A 15,150-nucleotide genomic window follows, 5' to 3' on the forward strand; every position below is an offset into this window, starting at 1 on the left:
AGACTACTGCTGAATGAAAAAAATTTTATCTTTTTTATTTATGTTTTGCATTTTCACCTCTGCCTTTGCCCAATTGGACCGAGAGCATTGGTTTGCACCGATGATAGATAGAACTAATGCGACCGTTCCATATCAGAGATTGTATTTATCTACCAACAGAACAACTCCTTTTCCTGTAAGTATTTATAACAATAATGTTCTGATCGGAACAGTGAATATCAGTAAAAATAATCCACAGAAATTCGATGTATTAAGGACCTATATTATTACCAAACTGCAGACAGATTTATTTACCCCAACTACCAAAGGATTATATCTTAAGGCAGAATTTCCTTTTTATGCCAATTTAAGATTCTCAGTATTTAACCACGCAGAAATCATTACTTCCAAAGGAATCCCTTCAACAGGACAAAAATTCTATACCGCTTCAGCTCCCATCACTGTAAGCAACAATATTCTTAATTTTATGACCAGTGTACTGGCAACTGAAGATAATACAACTGTTACCATTACCGGATACAACCCTAATGTTCAGTTTTCCAATGGGATGACCGGCGCTACCAATCCGACAATGACATTCACCTTAAATAAAGGGCAATCATACATTATTGAAGGAATTGGGAATATAACCGGAAACTTTGATGGTTTTATTGGTTCAAAAATTACTTCAAACAAACCCATCAGTGTCACCAACGGAAATTTTAACGGACAATATGCCGGAAATTTTCCATCCAGTTCAGATATCCTAATGGATCAGTCAGTGCCTGTTAACAGGCTCGGAAATGAATTTGCCCTTGTAAAAGGTAACGGAGCCATTGGTGCTCATATGGAAGGAGCCATTGTAGTTGCTACTGAGGACAATACCCAAATCTTTGTCAATAATGAAATACCTCCTATAGCAACTATCAATGCCGGAAAATACTTTGTCATTCCTGATTCTAAGTATATTCTCCAGGGAAACGGACATTATAATTTATATCTCAAAACATCTAAAAACGCTTATGTCTACCAGATTTTAGCAGGAGCTTCAAATACAGGAAATGAAACAGCAACCGGAGGATTCAATTTTATTCCTGCCCTGAACTGTTATCTTCCTAAACAGATTAATGAACTCGGGCTTATTAATGAAAATTTTGTACATTCCAATGGTAATCCCGGAGGAATTCTGAATATTCCTACAAAGCTGAATCTTATTACAGAAAGAGGAGCTACCGTCACCGTAAACGGTACGAATCCTCCTGTAATAACCGGCCCTTATAATATGACAGGTACCAATAATTGGGTTACCTATGGAATTCCCAATGTAACGGGGAATATTACTGTCGTTTCAGACAAGGCCATTATGGCCGGAATTACTGCCGGAAGTGATGCCGTAGGATATGGAGGTTTTTTTGCAGGCTTTCCTACCCAACCCGTTATTTTACAATCTGGTAACGGCTGTATTCCAGGAGTGGTCCTTACTGTAGACCCTCTCATTTATGATACTTACCAATGGTACAGAAACGGAAATATTGTTCCGGGAGCCACAACTTCTTCAATTACTCCTACACTGCCGGGATATTATACATGTTCTGTAACCATGGGAAGCTGCGCTCCTTTGGTTACAGAACAATTTAAAGTACTGAACTGTACAAAGCTATCCAGCATATCATACAACGTATGTAACGCCAAAACGATAATCCCTGCATTCAGCACTTCAGCACAGACTCCTGATCCCGGTACTGTAGCTATTACGACAGCCCCTTCATTAGGTACCGCTGTTGTAAACCCTACTACCGGCAATATTACCTATACTGTAAATACTCCCGGTACACCAGGAACGGATACATTCACCTATACATTCTGTGGAAATGACCCTGATTTCCCAGATTGTGAAACGGTAACTGTCACCATTAACATTCAGACTCTTACAGTAACAAATGCCACATTATCTGCCTGTGATGTCAACGGACAAGGTACCTTTAATCTGACTACAGCAAATATCAGCAGTGGCTCTCCTGTTACTATTACCTATTATCCTACCCTTGTAGATGCTCAGAATGAAAACGCAGCGGCATTAATAACCAATACAACAGCTTACACTGCCCCTAATGGTACAATCATATATGCAGTTGTAAACAACAATATTGGTTGTAAAGGTATTGCACAAATAACGTTATCTCTTTTCAACAAAGCTATCGTTCTGGATAACTACAATGGCGTTTTCTGTGATGATAATCTGGACGGAACAGTTAATGTTATACTTTCCAATATCACCCCTATTGTACTTAATAATCCAAGTTATTTTACCAATGTAAGGTATTATGCAAACCTGGCAGATGCCAATGCAGGAAATAACAATACGCTTCCTAATAACTGGAGCTATACAGCCACCACCACGATTTACATCAGAGTAGATTCCCCTGACGGATGTGCTTCTGTCATTAAACCATTACAATTCAGTATTGGAGACAGATTAACACTGATCACTAAAACCGTCACAGAAAGCACTTGTGATGATGATCTGGATGGAATAAAAAGTGTCAACTTAGCTCAGTTTATTCCCCAGTTTACGTTGGATCCGAATATTACGTTCACTTTTCATGCAACCTTAGCAGATGCTCAGAACAATGTAAATGCAGTTTCATTACCTGTAAATATAATAACTTCCCAGACTTATTATATCCGTTTCCAAAAAAACGGAGTCTGTCCGGAAGTAGGCACTCTTATTATCAACATTAAAGTTCCTAAGAAATCGGATATATTAAAAGATAAGACGATTTGCCCGAAAACCACTACAAAACTTGATGCAGGGCCCGGTTTTGAAAGATATTTATGGAGTACAGGAGCAACCACACCTTCCATCACCAATGTTGCTCCTGGAAATTATTGGGTAGAACTCACATTCAATGGCTGTGTTTACAAACAGTATGTCAGCGTAACAGAATTGCCGCTTCCCGTAATTACATCTATTGAAATTGACGGAGCAACAGTAAAGATAGGGGTAAGCGGCGGTACACCTCCTTATGAGTATTCTCTGGACGGTGTTCTGTGGCAGAGTTCCAATGTTTTCTATAATGTACCCAGAGGAGCGCACAACATATTTGTAAGGGACTCCAGAATGTGTGAGGATGTTATAAAATCATTTGCCATTATTAATCTGATCAACACCATTACTCCTAATGGGGATGGTCATAATGAAGGAATAGATTACTCTGCCTTAATGAAGAATGATAATCTTGTATTCCGTATTTTTGACCGGTATGGCGCAGAGGTCTTCAGAGGCACTCCAGAAAACAGATATACCTGGGATGGAAGAGTTGGCGGAAGATATGTTCCGACAGCAAATTACTGGTATTTTATTACCTGGACAGAATATGGCTCTTCACTCACTGTAAAGTATTCCAGCTGGCTTCTGGTAAAACACAGATAAAAAGAAATCCGGAAGAAAGTAATACTGAATTTCAGCTGTTCTTTCTTCCGGAATTTTTATTTAAATCTAAATATTATTACCTGAAGGGCTGGTTTCTAACACTCCTTAACAATTAAATCCTAAAGTTTAATATAACTTTAACCACTATTATTCATCTAATTATACAAAATTGCTTTATTTCTACGTAATTTTGCGCATTATATGAAGAAACTGTTTACTCTACTGCTATTGGTTTTTCTGGCAAAAATTAATGCACAAATATATTCCGGTGAGGTATTTCTGAGAGACAACTCTATTTTATATCTCAATCAGGTTTATGTCACAAACCTGAATACTCAGAAAACCGTTCTTACGGATTACAATGGTAATTTTAATATTCCTGCCAATGCCGGGGATGTGATACGTTTTACTTCTATTGTCACCGAAAGAAAAGACATCAAATTGACCCCCCAATCAATGCAACAAAAAAACCTGGTTGAGCTTAAAATAGCCTATTATGAAATCCAGGAAATTGTACTCAGCAGGTTCAAGCCTACAGGAAACCTTCGGTATGACGTAAACTCTCTAAGAAAAGAAGATAAAGCATATGCTCTTAAAAAAGTAATTGGACTTCCCGAACCAAAAGGCGACGGAACCCCACCGGAGCTTCCTGTTGCCGGATTGCGTGATGGCGGACTTACCTTCAGTCTTGAAAGTATTTATGATATCCTTTCCGGGGAAAGAAAGAAAAAACAGCGCTATCAGGCTTACGAAAGAATGAACAGCTCTGTAGCACAGATCAAAAATTATCTGGGTAAAGATTATTTTACAAAATTTAAAATTCCTGAAAATTTAATTGACAATTTTCTTCAGTTCGTTTATACTTCTGAAAATATCCAGGGATATGTATTAGCAGGAAACTTTGAAGCGATAAAAATTCCTATTGAAAAATACCTCCCAATCTATCAGAAAAGACTAAGAAGCTCACACCTCCAGGAGGTTGTAAGCAGCAACTAAAAATTCTGTGAAATAACCTTAAAATTATATTATAAACCATGTGATACACATGGTTTTTTTTTGCTGTGCACTGCTGGGAACTCTCTATCTGGGACGATACAATATTCCTTATATGAATTATACAACTTTTACAATATATCATTCACGAGTTTTCAAAAATATGTTTAAATTTATCTCACAAATATGTGTTTAAAATAAAAACACCAACATTTCGTTATCAAGTAAAACTAATTAAACCAAAACACAAATTAAGTGTGAAGCATCCCAATTCTAACTTAATATTAATTAATGAAAAAAGTATTTTTACTTCTTGCCTGTATGTTTTTATTTACTGTGTCTGCTCAGAAAAGAGGAAAAGATTACAGTAACATCCTAAAAAGTAATAGCATCTATGAGATCAACGCCTTTTTAAGAGATGCCCACCCTGATGATCCCCGAAGGTCCGTTCTAAAACCAAGGGTAATGGAAATGATGAAGGAATACATCAAGAATGCCCATCCTGCTGATCAAAAAGTAAAAGACATGCAGGAAATGCTCGCTATGCTGAGAAGAAGGCCATCTACAAAAATCACCTTTGATGAAATGAACGCCATTATCAAACAGAAACAGATTGCAAAATATAAAGCTGAACTGGCTGCAAAACAACCTACTACGGTTTATACACCAAGTACTGCTCAGAATACTTATGTTGTAAATGCCACTGCTAATACAGCAATTCCCAATACTGAAGCTGAAGAATTCAACATGCTGATGGCTGTCTCTCCTGTAGAGCATAAAAACAGAACTGTAAAAATCCTTAACTCTTTATTTGATAATGACCCTAATGCGAAAGAAGCTATCATATTAATCCAAAATAAATCAGATTGTAATATCATTGTAAGAATGGAAGGGGTAGGCACTACTAAATACAGACTTGCCGTTCCTGCTCATGGTGAAGGTTCAATTGTTATAGAAAAAGGACAGTATCTTTTTACCAGCCTTGTTTGCGGAGCTCAATATGCTTCACAAAAAACAATTGAGCGGGCAATTATGGTAGCTTTAGGAGGCCAATAATCTCAATCAAAAACGAATTATCTCTATGTCTTTTACCACGAAAAGGCAAAAATACTCCATAAATTTTCACTATTTTTGCACTCATTTTATAACTCAATGGGCAAGAATAAATTAGCAAGATTTGCAGAAAACAAAATATTACCAAATGTAATCCAGCCTACAAGGGAAGAGGCTTTAAAAGGATTCGAACTTAAAGGGAAATGGAGAGAGAATTTCTTTAAAAATAACAATCCGATTGTTCTTGAACTAGGTTGTGGAAAAGGAGAATATTCTGTAGGACTCGCCAAAACTTTTCCTGAAAAAAACTTTATAGGAATTGATATTAAAGGAGCAAGATTCTGGTTTGGTGCCAAAGAAGCGGTAGAAAACAATATGAATAATGTAGCTTTCCTGAGAACACAGATAGAACTTGTTGATTATTTTTTTGCGGAAAATGAAGTGGATGAAATCTGGATCACATTCCCGGACCCGCAGATCAAATACAAGAGAACAAAGCACAGACTTACTCACCCAGATTTTTTAAACCGATATAAAAAGTTTCTGAAGCCAGGTGGTATTATCCATTTAAAAACCGATTCAGAATTCTTACATGGTTATACACTCGGCTATTTACAGGGAGCAGGACATGAAATTATCACCGCTCACCATGATATCTATGGAGCACCTGAATATAATCCCGATACGGAACACCTGAGAGATATCAAAACATATTATGAAGAGCTTTTCTCAGCAAAAGGAAAAACTATTACCTACATTAAATTTCGGATAAGCTGATGAAATAAAAAATTGATGAAAAAAAATTTTTTAACAATTTTATTCTTTACATTTCTTTTCTCCAACTTTACCCAAGCTCAAAAAGGCAGTAAAGACATTCTGAAAAGCACAAACATTAAAGAAATTGAAGAATACCTAAAGAATACACACCCTGATGACCCTAAAAAGAGTGTGCTGAAACCTAAGCTCATAGCTTTAAAGAACGCTGAATGGACAAAGGGTGCCCGTACAGCCAAACCTATGGAAGCGAGGCCTGTTATTGGAGATATCCCTAAAAATGCTATGAGAAATCCCAATTCAGACGATGCCGAAATGTTTAAAAAGCTCATTGCCGAAACATCTTCTGAACACAAAGAAAAAACAGTGAAGCTTCTGAATGCAATGTTTAACGAGGACATTAACCGTAATGAAGCGATTCTCTTATTCAAAAATAATTCAGACTGTAATATCGTCCTTAGAATTGAAGGAAATGAATTCTACAATCTGGCTGTCCCTGCCCGTGCTGAAAACTTTATTATACTCACAAAGGACTCATATACACTTAGCAGTAATATCTGTGATATAAAATATTCTTCACAGAAAGATATTAAAAAAAGTATATTTGTAACCATAGAAAATCCGAATCAACCCAGGATGGAGCTGAAATCTACCCAAAAGGAACCCATATCAGAACAATCTCCGAAAAAACAAAAATCAAAAAGTAAAATAGGATGAGAAAACTATTAGTTCTTACCGGCATTTCATTGATTCTTGTCAGCTGTAATGCAAACTATACTGGCTATCCGGGAAGAGCCTCCTACCCTTACCCCAACAGGAATACAGGGAGCAGTGTCAATACGGAAAGAGAGTATAATGAGCTCTTGAAAACTTATAAACCGGAAACAGCTGACGTTCTTAATGATCTTCTGAACAATGATGATCCTAAGAACCCCAGAACCTCTATTTCAGTAGAAAACAAATCTCCATGCAATATGGTGCTTACAGTAAGTGGGGGCAGTTTTTTCAAAAAGATCCCCATCGGGGCCGGAAAAATAGGATATACAATGGTTCCTAAAAATCAAAATTACAGATTATCCGGAACTCTATGTAACGCTACTTATCAGTCTACAAAATTTATAACGACTTCCTATTCTATAAAACTTTCAAATTAAAAATCATAAAGACCTGCGAATTCTGCAGGTTTTTTAATACCAAAGTATCTCAGGCCTATGATTCTGCAGACCTTTTAAAACAGCACTACTGAAGTCTAAACTTCACGAAATCAAAATATTATTTTCAGATGGTATACCTACGAAATATTTACTTATATTTAAAAACATAAAATTGCGGTATCCGAAAAGCATAAAAAGAGTAGGAAAAAACTAAAACTAAAAACCATGGAAAATTTAAAAAAAGTTTCAAGAAGTGAACTAAGAACAATTAAAGGGGGATACAGAAGCTGCCTGGATGGCTGCAGTATGGAAATCGGGGAAATCTGCTGCGGAGGAGTATGCAGAATCGGTGTAGTTGTGCCCAGCACAGATCCGGACCTTGGAGATATGCTGGTATGTCCTAAAAAATAGTCTTAGTATATCAACAATAAAAAAACGCTGGACCAAAATCCAGCGTTTTTCCTATAGTAAAGAAAATCTTTAATTATTCTGCATCGAAATCAGCATCTGTATCAGCAGATACTTTTTCTCCTTCTTCTTTAGATTTTTCTTTATCAGCTTTTCTTTGAGACTGACCTTCTTTGATAGATTCAGAAACTACGCTAAGGATCATATCAATAGACTTAGAAGCATCATCGTTTCCTGGGATAACGAAGTCAACTTTTCTAGGGTCAGAGTTTGTATCAACGATACCGAAAACTGGAATACCTAGTTTCTTAGCTTCAGTTACCGCGATGTGCTCTCTTAAGATATCAACTACAAATACAGCAGATGGAAGTCTAACCATGTCTGCGATAGAACCTAAGTTCTTCTCAAGGTTAGCTCTTTGTCTGTCTACTTGTAATCTTTCTTTTTTAGATAAAGTTTCGAATGTACCGTCTTTTTTCATTTTGTCGATAGCATTCATCTTCTTTACAGCCTTTCTGATAGTAACGAAGTTCGTTAACATACCACCTGGCCATCTTTCTGTGATATAAGGCATATTAAGTTCAGAAGCGTGTTTTGCTACCACTTCTTTCGCCTGCTTTTTAGTAGCTACGAAAAGAACTTTTTTACCTGCAGAAGTTAATTTTTCTAAAGCGTTGCAAGCTTCGTCCAATTTAACTGCTGTTTTATGTAAGTCTACAATGTGAATACCGTTTTTCTCCATAAAAATGTATGGAGCCATATTTGGGTTCCACTTTCTCGTCATGTGACCGAAGTGTACGCCAGCCTCTAAAAGGTCTTTTACATTTGCTTTTGCCATGTTTTCTGTTTTTGTTAGTTTACTTTCCGTCTTTTAAACAATCAACAACTTCTTTAGATGGGAGAAGTGTTTGGATGCTAAACGTAACGGGCAATTGGCGGTTTGCTTTTTGCTTTTGGCAATTGGCTTTTCGCCGAGATTAAGTTTAAAAAAAATTTAATACATTCCTGTAGCCAATAGCCATAAGCCATCTGCCAACGAGAAATCTTAACGTTTTGAGAATTGGAATCTCTTTCTTGCTTTTTTCTGACCTGGCTTCTTTCTTTCCACCATTCTTGCGTCTCTTGTAAGTAAACCAGCTGGCTTCAATGCTAATCTGAACTCAGCGTTGATTTCGCATAAAGCTCTTGAAATACCTAATCTGATAGCTTCTGCCTGACCTGTATTACCACCACCGAATACGTTTACGGTAACGTCATACTGACCAACAGTCTCAGAAAGGATGAACGGTTGGTTTAATTTGTAAACCATTACATCTGTAGAGAAATATTCTTTAGCATCTTTACCGTTTACTGTAATAACACCAGACCCTGGTTTTACATAAACTCTAGCTACAGAAGTTTTTCTTCTTCCGATTTTGTGAACTATAGACATAATTAATTATTTAAATTCGTTAACATTAATTGTTTTAGGCTGTTGAGCTTCATGTTTGTGCTCAGTTCCTTCATATAAATAAAGGTTCTTAAGGATAGCAGCACCTAGTCTGTTTTTAGGCAACATACCTTTTACAGATTTCTCCAATACCTTTAAAGAATCTTTCTTTTGAAGTTCAGCCGCAGTCATAGACTTCTGTCCACCAGGATATCCTGTATGCCAGATATAAGTCTTATCAGCCCACTTGTTTCCGGAAAGTGTAATTTTCCCAGCATTCAAAACGATTACGTTATCACCACAATCTACGTGAGGTGTAAAATTCGTTTTGTGCTTACCTCTCAAAATCTTTGCAACCGTAGAAGCTAATCTACCTAACGGCTGTCCTTCAGCGTCTACCACAACCCATTCTTTATTAGCAGTAGCTTTGTTCGCTGAAACAGTTTTGTAACTTAATGTATTCACACGTTTTAGTTAAAGATTAAACATAATTTACCCCTAAAAGGGTGTGCAAAGGTACAAATTATTTTTGTAACCCAAAAACATATTTTATTTAATCTATATATTATGACCTGTGTAGCCCTGTATCAATAGATTTTAACATTTTTAACATTTTTGGCACAAATCTTGCGAACTGTTGTTGCGATGAAAAAAACACTTCGAAGATTCTAAAAACACAAATGATACCCAAAAGAGTTCATTCCCTCAACTCTTTTTTTATTAAATTTACTTTAACGATTTCCGTAAAACACATTAATATAATTACAGTTTCTTTGAAATAATTATATTTGTGTCAATTATATTCCATAATTCATGAGCCACGGAAAACTAAGAGATGACAAAACCTGCCTCAACTGCGGGCACCAGGTTGAAGAAAGGTTCTGCCCCCACTGCGGGCAGGAAAATATTGAAAGCAGACAGCCTTTTCATTTTCTCTTTACTCACTTTATTGAGGATTTCACTCATTATGACGGACAGTTCTGGAAAACCATACACTATCTCTTTACCCGTCCCGGCACACTTACCAAAGAATATCTGGCTGGTAAAAGACAATTATATGTGGCTCCTGTAAAACTCTATATATTTATAAGTTTTATCACATTCTTCCTTCCCAACATCTTACCCCACGCCAAAGAAGAAGCGGAAAAGCCCAGCCATGTTAAAACAGAAGCAAAAACAAAAAAACAGAAAGAGATATCCAAAGATCTTGTAAAAGATCTGCAAAAAGAAGGAATACTTTCCCATGAAACAGCGGCTACTGCTCAAAGAGCATTAGATACTTTAAAAGTAAGAGACAGTATTAAACTTAAGGATGCGAAGGAAAAAGACGAAATTCTTGACCGTACATTTGACACCAAGGAAGCATCCGTTATGAATGCCTACACCTTGAAACAATATGATTCCATCCTTGCCAAAGACAATACAGGGATTTATACCATGGCAAGACCTATTGCAAAAAAAGTATTTGAATTAAAAGAAGAAGGATACAGCAAGCATCAGATTTGGGAAAAATATAAGGAAAATTTCATTCATACGATTCCCAAAGCACTGTTTGCATACCTTCCGATATTTGCATTCTTTTTATGGCTGTTCCATAACAAGAAGAAATGGTGGTATTTTGATCATGGAATTTTTACGCTTCACTATTTCTCTTTCCTGTTATTAGGGGTGCTGATGTTTATCGTTGGGGAAAAAATCACCAGCTTCTTACCGGACAATAATATACTTACCTTATTATATGTTTTAGGATTCTTAGGATTGGCTGCCTATATGACAATCTATTTCTTTGCAGCCCATCACAAGGTATATGAAACCAAGAAAAGAATAAGCATACTGAAAGGCTCCTTATTATTTATTGTCAATTATATCGGATTGATTCTGATGTTTCTGGTTCTGATGTATCTGAGCTTTATTATGCTGCACTAGTTTCTGAGGGACTTATTCCCTCTGAAGCTTGCAAATAGATAATATGCTACAAAAACCGTTGAAAACTTCAGAATAGAAGGAATTGCCAGTTCAAGTGTAAAAATCAAAGTTCCTATAAGAACCAGAATTCCCATCGCTACAAATGACAGTCCTAATTTCTTAGGCAGTGTAAAATCCGGGGTATCCAGATAATAAGCAATTCCCCATGCAGAACCAAAGGCAAAAGCATAATAAATATCCAGTCCGATATTTTCCGAACTTAAAAAGAAATAATTAATCAGGAAGCTTACTACCGTTCCCAAGGCGAAGTACATCAAAGCTTTTTGCATGTCTGTGAAAATATTCTGCAAAAGTAGAGAATTTAATTTGAGAATGTAAAACTGTGTCTATTTCAAAATAAAGCCTCTGCAATTCATCAGACTTTAACTCTGTTTCCAAACATTCAGATCTCTGGCTCAAAAAGGGGAGATACAATTCAACAAACACAAATAAAAAACTGAAAATCAATAAAATAAAACCAAACACATGGTTCTTTTTTTATTATTATATTTGGAAACTTAGAAACTTTCTAAAATTTTTATGGAAACCCAAAAATATACTCCAACCAACAAGGTAAGAATCGTCACTGCGGCCTCATTATTTGACGGCCACGATGCTGCGATCAATATTATGCGTCGTGTTATTCAGGGAACAGGATGCGAAGTAATCCACTTAGGACACGATAAATCAGCAGAGGAAGTTGTGAATACAGCGATCCAGGAAGATGCCAATGCCATTGCATTAACCTCATATCAGGGAGGTCACAATGAATATTTTAAATATATTTACGACCTGCTGAGAGAAAAAAATTCTCCTCAGATCAAGATTTTTGGTGGCGGCGGCGGTGTAATTCTGCCGGAAGAGATTAAAGATCTTATGTCTTACGGAATCGATAGAATTTATTCTCCGGATGACGGCCGCGAACTTGGACTTCAGGGAATGATTGATGATCTGGTTCAAAGATCAGATTTTGCTACAGGAAAAGATGTTACTGCAAAAGACCTTGAGGATATCAGTTTTGAAAACCCTTCCAGCATTGCTCAGATTATTTCTGCTGTTGAAAACTTTTCAGAGGAGAAACCTGAACTTGTAAAAGCTATTGATGAAAAATCCAAGGATTTAACCATTCCGATTATCGGTATCACAGGTACCGGAGGAGCAGGTAAATCTTCTTTAACAGATGAATTGGTAAGACGTTTCTTACGTTCCAATACTGATAAAAAAATTGCCATTATCTCTATCGACCCTTCCAAAAAGAAAACAGGAGGCGCCTTATTAGGTGATAGAATCCGTATGAATGCGATCAATGATCCGAGAGTTTATATGCGTTCTATGGCAACCAGAGAAAATAACGTTTCCGTTTCTCCGTTTATTCATTCTGCATTGAATGTACTGAAACTGGCTCATCCGGATGTTATTATCCTTGAAACATCAGGGATCGGACAGTCTGGTTCAGAAGTTTCGGATTTTGCAGATGTTTCCATGTATGTAATGACTCCTGAATATGGAGCTTCTACGCAGCTGGAAAAAATAGACATGCTGGATTATGCGGATCTTGTTGCATTAAATAAATCTGACAAGCGTGGTGCATTGGATGCTCTTCAGGCAGTAAGAAAACAATTCCAGAGAAACCACCTTTTGTGGGAAAGTCAGCTGGAGGATATGCCGGTTTATGCAACAAAAGCATCTCAGTTCAACGATCATGGCACTACTGAATTATACAACAGATTGGTTTCAAAAGTAAACGAGAAATTTGCTGATTTACAATTAAATACTTTTGTTGAGCAGGAAATCACAGATGAAGTAACCATTATCCCACCAAAAAGGGTTCGTTACCTTTCTGAAATTGTTGAAAACAACAAACAATATGATGCCAATGTTGAAAAACAGGCTGAGCTTGCCAGAAAGATGTATCATATTGAAGGTGTAAAGAATATTATTTCCAATGAAACTTTGGATGCTGAATACCAAAAAGCTGAAAAAGAACTTCAACAGGATAACATTGACTTCCTTAAGACATGGGATGACACGAAAAAAGCATTCCACGCAGAATTCTATTCTTATTTTGTAAGAGGAAAAGAAATTAAAGTTGAAACCTCAACAGAATCTTTATCTCACCTAAGAATTCCAAAAATTGCATTACCAAAATACAATGACTGGGGTGATCTGATCAAATGGAAAGGACAGGAAAATCTTCCGGGAAGCTTCCCTTATACAGCAGGTATTTATCCGTTCAAAAGAACCGGTGAAGATCCGACAAGGATGTTCGCGGGAGAAGGAGGTCCTGAGAGAACCAACAGAAGATTCCACTATGTTTCTGCAGAAATGCCTGCGAAACGTCTGTCTACAGCATTTGATTCTGTAACATTATATGGTCAGGATCCCGCTTTACCACCGGACATTTATGGTAAGATCGGCAATGCAGGGGTTTCTATCGCTACATTGGATGATGCTAAAAAGCTGTATTCAGGATTTGATCTTGTGAATGCACTGACTTCAGTTTCAATGACAATCAATGGTCCTGCGCCAATGCTGCTGGCTTTCTTTATGAATGCAGCCATCGACCAGAATGTTGAAAAATACATCAAAGAAAACAGTTTAGAAGCTAAAGTAGAGGCTAAACTTAAAGAAAAATTCGACGATAAAGGATTAGAAAGACCGAAATACAATGGTGAACTTCCTCCATCCAACAATGGTTTGGGACTGCAGCTTTTAGGATTAACCGGTGATGAAGTGATTCCTGCCGAAGTGTATGCAGAAATTAAAGCTAAAACAATTGCTACCGTTCGTGGCACCGTTCAGGCTGACATTTTAAAAGAAGACCAGGCTCAGAATACCTGTATTTTCTCTACTGAATTTGCCCTGAGATTGATGGGTGATGTTCAGGAATATTTCATCAGAGAAAAAGTAAGAAATTTCTATTCTGTTTCCATTTCAGGATATCATATTGCTGAAGCAGGAGCCAATCCGGTTTCCCAATTGGCATTCACACTGGCTAACGGTTTCACTTACGTGGAATATTACTTAAGCCGTGGAATGGACATCAATGATTTTGCACCTAACTTATCTTTCTTCTTCTCCAATGGCATCGACCCTGAATATTCAGTAATCGGGCGTGTGGCAAGAAGAATCTGGGCAAAAGCAATGAAATTAAAATACGGAGCTGATGAAAGAAGCCAGATGCTGAAATACCACATCCAGACTTCAGGACGTTCTCTGCACGCTCAGGAAATTGATTTCAATGATATCCGAACAACCCTTCAGGCATTGTATGCCATCTATGATAACTGTAATTCGCTACACACCAACGCTTATGATGAGGCGATTACCACTCCTACTGAGCAGTCTGTAAGAAGAGCCATGGCAATCCAGCTGATCATCAATAAAGAATTAGGCTTGGCTAAAAATGAAAACCCGCTTCAGGGATCATTTATCATTGAAGAATTAACGGATCTTGTAGAAGAAGCAGTATATGCAGAATTCGACAGAATCACAGAAAGAGGAGGTGTTCTTGGAGCAATGGAAACGATGTATCAGCGTTCAAAAATCCAGGAAGAATCTATGCATTACGAATGGCTGAAGCATACCGGTGAATATCCGATCATCGGAGTAAATACCTTCTTAGGAAAAGATGGTTCTCCAACGGTTTTACCTGGAGAAGTCATCCGTTCTACAGAAGAGGAAAAACAAGCACAGATTGAATCTCTTCACAATTTCCAGAAAGCCAATGAAAACAGATCTGAGGAAGCTTTAAGAAAACTTCAGCACGCAGCGATCAATCAGCAGAACTTATTCGAAGTGATGATGGATGCTGTGAAATACTGTTCTTTAGGGCAAATTACCAATGCTTTATTTGAAGTAGGTGGTAAATACAGAAGAAATATGTAATCCGTAATTGGAACTCCATTTTTTATAAATTAAACCTCAAAGGATTTCTTTGAGGTTTTGTATTTTTAACATTA

General features: G+C 37.1%; 13 protein-coding genes. 9 read left to right on the forward strand and 4 right to left on the reverse strand.

What is annotated here, in order from left to right; translation table 11 throughout:
- The first annotated feature begins 13 nt into the window (after positions 1–13).
- From CRS_RS18770 to CRS_RS18800, 7 genes are all read left to right on the forward strand, one after another.
- Entirely contained in the window at positions 14–3,412 is a 3,399-nt protein-coding gene (locus tag CRS_RS18770) for a T9SS type B sorting domain-containing protein (protein ID WP_228451294.1), read from the forward strand.
- 201 nt (positions 3,413–3,613) lie between these two features.
- Complete coding sequence (locus CRS_RS18775) at positions 3,614–4,408, forward strand: hypothetical protein (RefSeq protein WP_142725498.1); 795 nt, start codon at positions 3,614–3,616, stop codon at positions 4,406–4,408.
- Positions 4,409–4,696: 288 nt separating this feature from the next.
- Complete coding sequence (locus CRS_RS18780) at positions 4,697–5,461, forward strand: DUF6759 domain-containing protein (RefSeq protein ID WP_142725499.1); 765 nt, start codon at positions 4,697–4,699, stop codon at positions 5,459–5,461.
- A 96-nt stretch (positions 5,462–5,557) separates the two neighbouring features.
- Positions 5,558–6,235: a tRNA (guanosine(46)-N7)-methyltransferase TrmB gene (trmB, locus tag CRS_RS18785; RefSeq protein WP_142725500.1), complete on the forward strand. Its 678-nt coding sequence runs from the start codon at positions 5,558–5,560 to the stop codon at positions 6,233–6,235.
- Positions 6,236–6,250: 15 nt separating this feature from the next.
- Positions 6,251–6,949 (forward strand): DUF6759 domain-containing protein, encoded by a 699-nt coding sequence (locus CRS_RS18790; protein ID WP_142725501.1) that lies wholly within the window; start codon positions 6,251–6,253, stop codon positions 6,947–6,949.
- Positions 6,946–7,386, forward strand: coding sequence for a DUF6759 domain-containing protein (locus tag CRS_RS18795; RefSeq protein ID WP_142725502.1), 441 nt, complete (start codon positions 6,946–6,948; stop codon positions 7,384–7,386). The genes CRS_RS18790 and CRS_RS18795 overlap by 4 nt, the downstream gene beginning before the upstream one ends.
- Before the next feature lie 225 nt (positions 7,387–7,611).
- Positions 7,612–7,797, forward strand: coding sequence for a hypothetical protein (locus CRS_RS18800; protein ID WP_142725503.1), 186 nt, complete (start codon positions 7,612–7,614; stop codon positions 7,795–7,797).
- Positions 7,798–7,870: 73 nt separating this feature from the next.
- On the opposite strand, the gene rpsB is transcribed toward CRS_RS18800, so the two are convergent.
- From rpsB to rplM, 3 genes are all read right to left on the reverse strand, one after another.
- The gene (gene rpsB, locus CRS_RS18805) at positions 7,871–8,632 is read right to left on the reverse strand and encodes a 30S ribosomal protein S2 (RefSeq protein ID WP_002976219.1); all 762 of its coding nucleotides are present in this window, start codon (positions 8,630–8,632) and stop codon (positions 7,871–7,873) included.
- Between the two features lie 207 nt (positions 8,633–8,839).
- A complete protein-coding gene (gene rpsI / locus CRS_RS18810; RefSeq protein ID WP_002976218.1) occupies positions 8,840–9,226 on the reverse strand; it encodes a 30S ribosomal protein S9 in 387 nt (128 codons plus the stop codon).
- 6 nt (positions 9,227–9,232) lie between these two features.
- Positions 9,233–9,688: a 50S ribosomal protein L13 gene (gene rplM / locus CRS_RS18815; RefSeq protein ID WP_027375420.1), complete on the reverse strand. Its 456-nt coding sequence runs from the start codon at positions 9,686–9,688 to the stop codon at positions 9,233–9,235.
- A gap of 348 nt (positions 9,689–10,036) precedes the next feature.
- On the opposite strand from rplM, the gene CRS_RS18820 reads away from it, so the two are divergent.
- Complete coding sequence (locus CRS_RS18820) at positions 10,037–11,149, forward strand: DUF3667 domain-containing protein (RefSeq protein WP_142725504.1); 1,113 nt, start codon at positions 10,037–10,039, stop codon at positions 11,147–11,149.
- Here CRS_RS18820 and CRS_RS18825 read toward each other — a convergent pair.
- Positions 11,146–11,478, reverse strand: coding sequence for a hypothetical protein (locus tag CRS_RS18825; RefSeq protein ID WP_142725542.1), 333 nt, complete (start codon positions 11,476–11,478; stop codon positions 11,146–11,148). The genes CRS_RS18820 and CRS_RS18825 overlap by 4 nt on opposite strands.
- A gap of 250 nt (positions 11,479–11,728) precedes the next feature.
- On the opposite strand from CRS_RS18825, the gene CRS_RS18830 reads away from it, so the two are divergent.
- Positions 11,729–15,076, forward strand: coding sequence for a methylmalonyl-CoA mutase family protein (locus tag CRS_RS18830; protein WP_142725505.1), 3,348 nt, complete (start codon positions 11,729–11,731; stop codon positions 15,074–15,076).
- Positions 15,077–15,150: the final 74 nt, after the last annotated feature.

The sequence above is a fragment of the Chryseobacterium sp. ON_d1 genome (genome assembly GCF_006829085.1).
GTDB lineage: Bacteria > Bacteroidota > Bacteroidia > Flavobacteriales > Weeksellaceae > Chryseobacterium.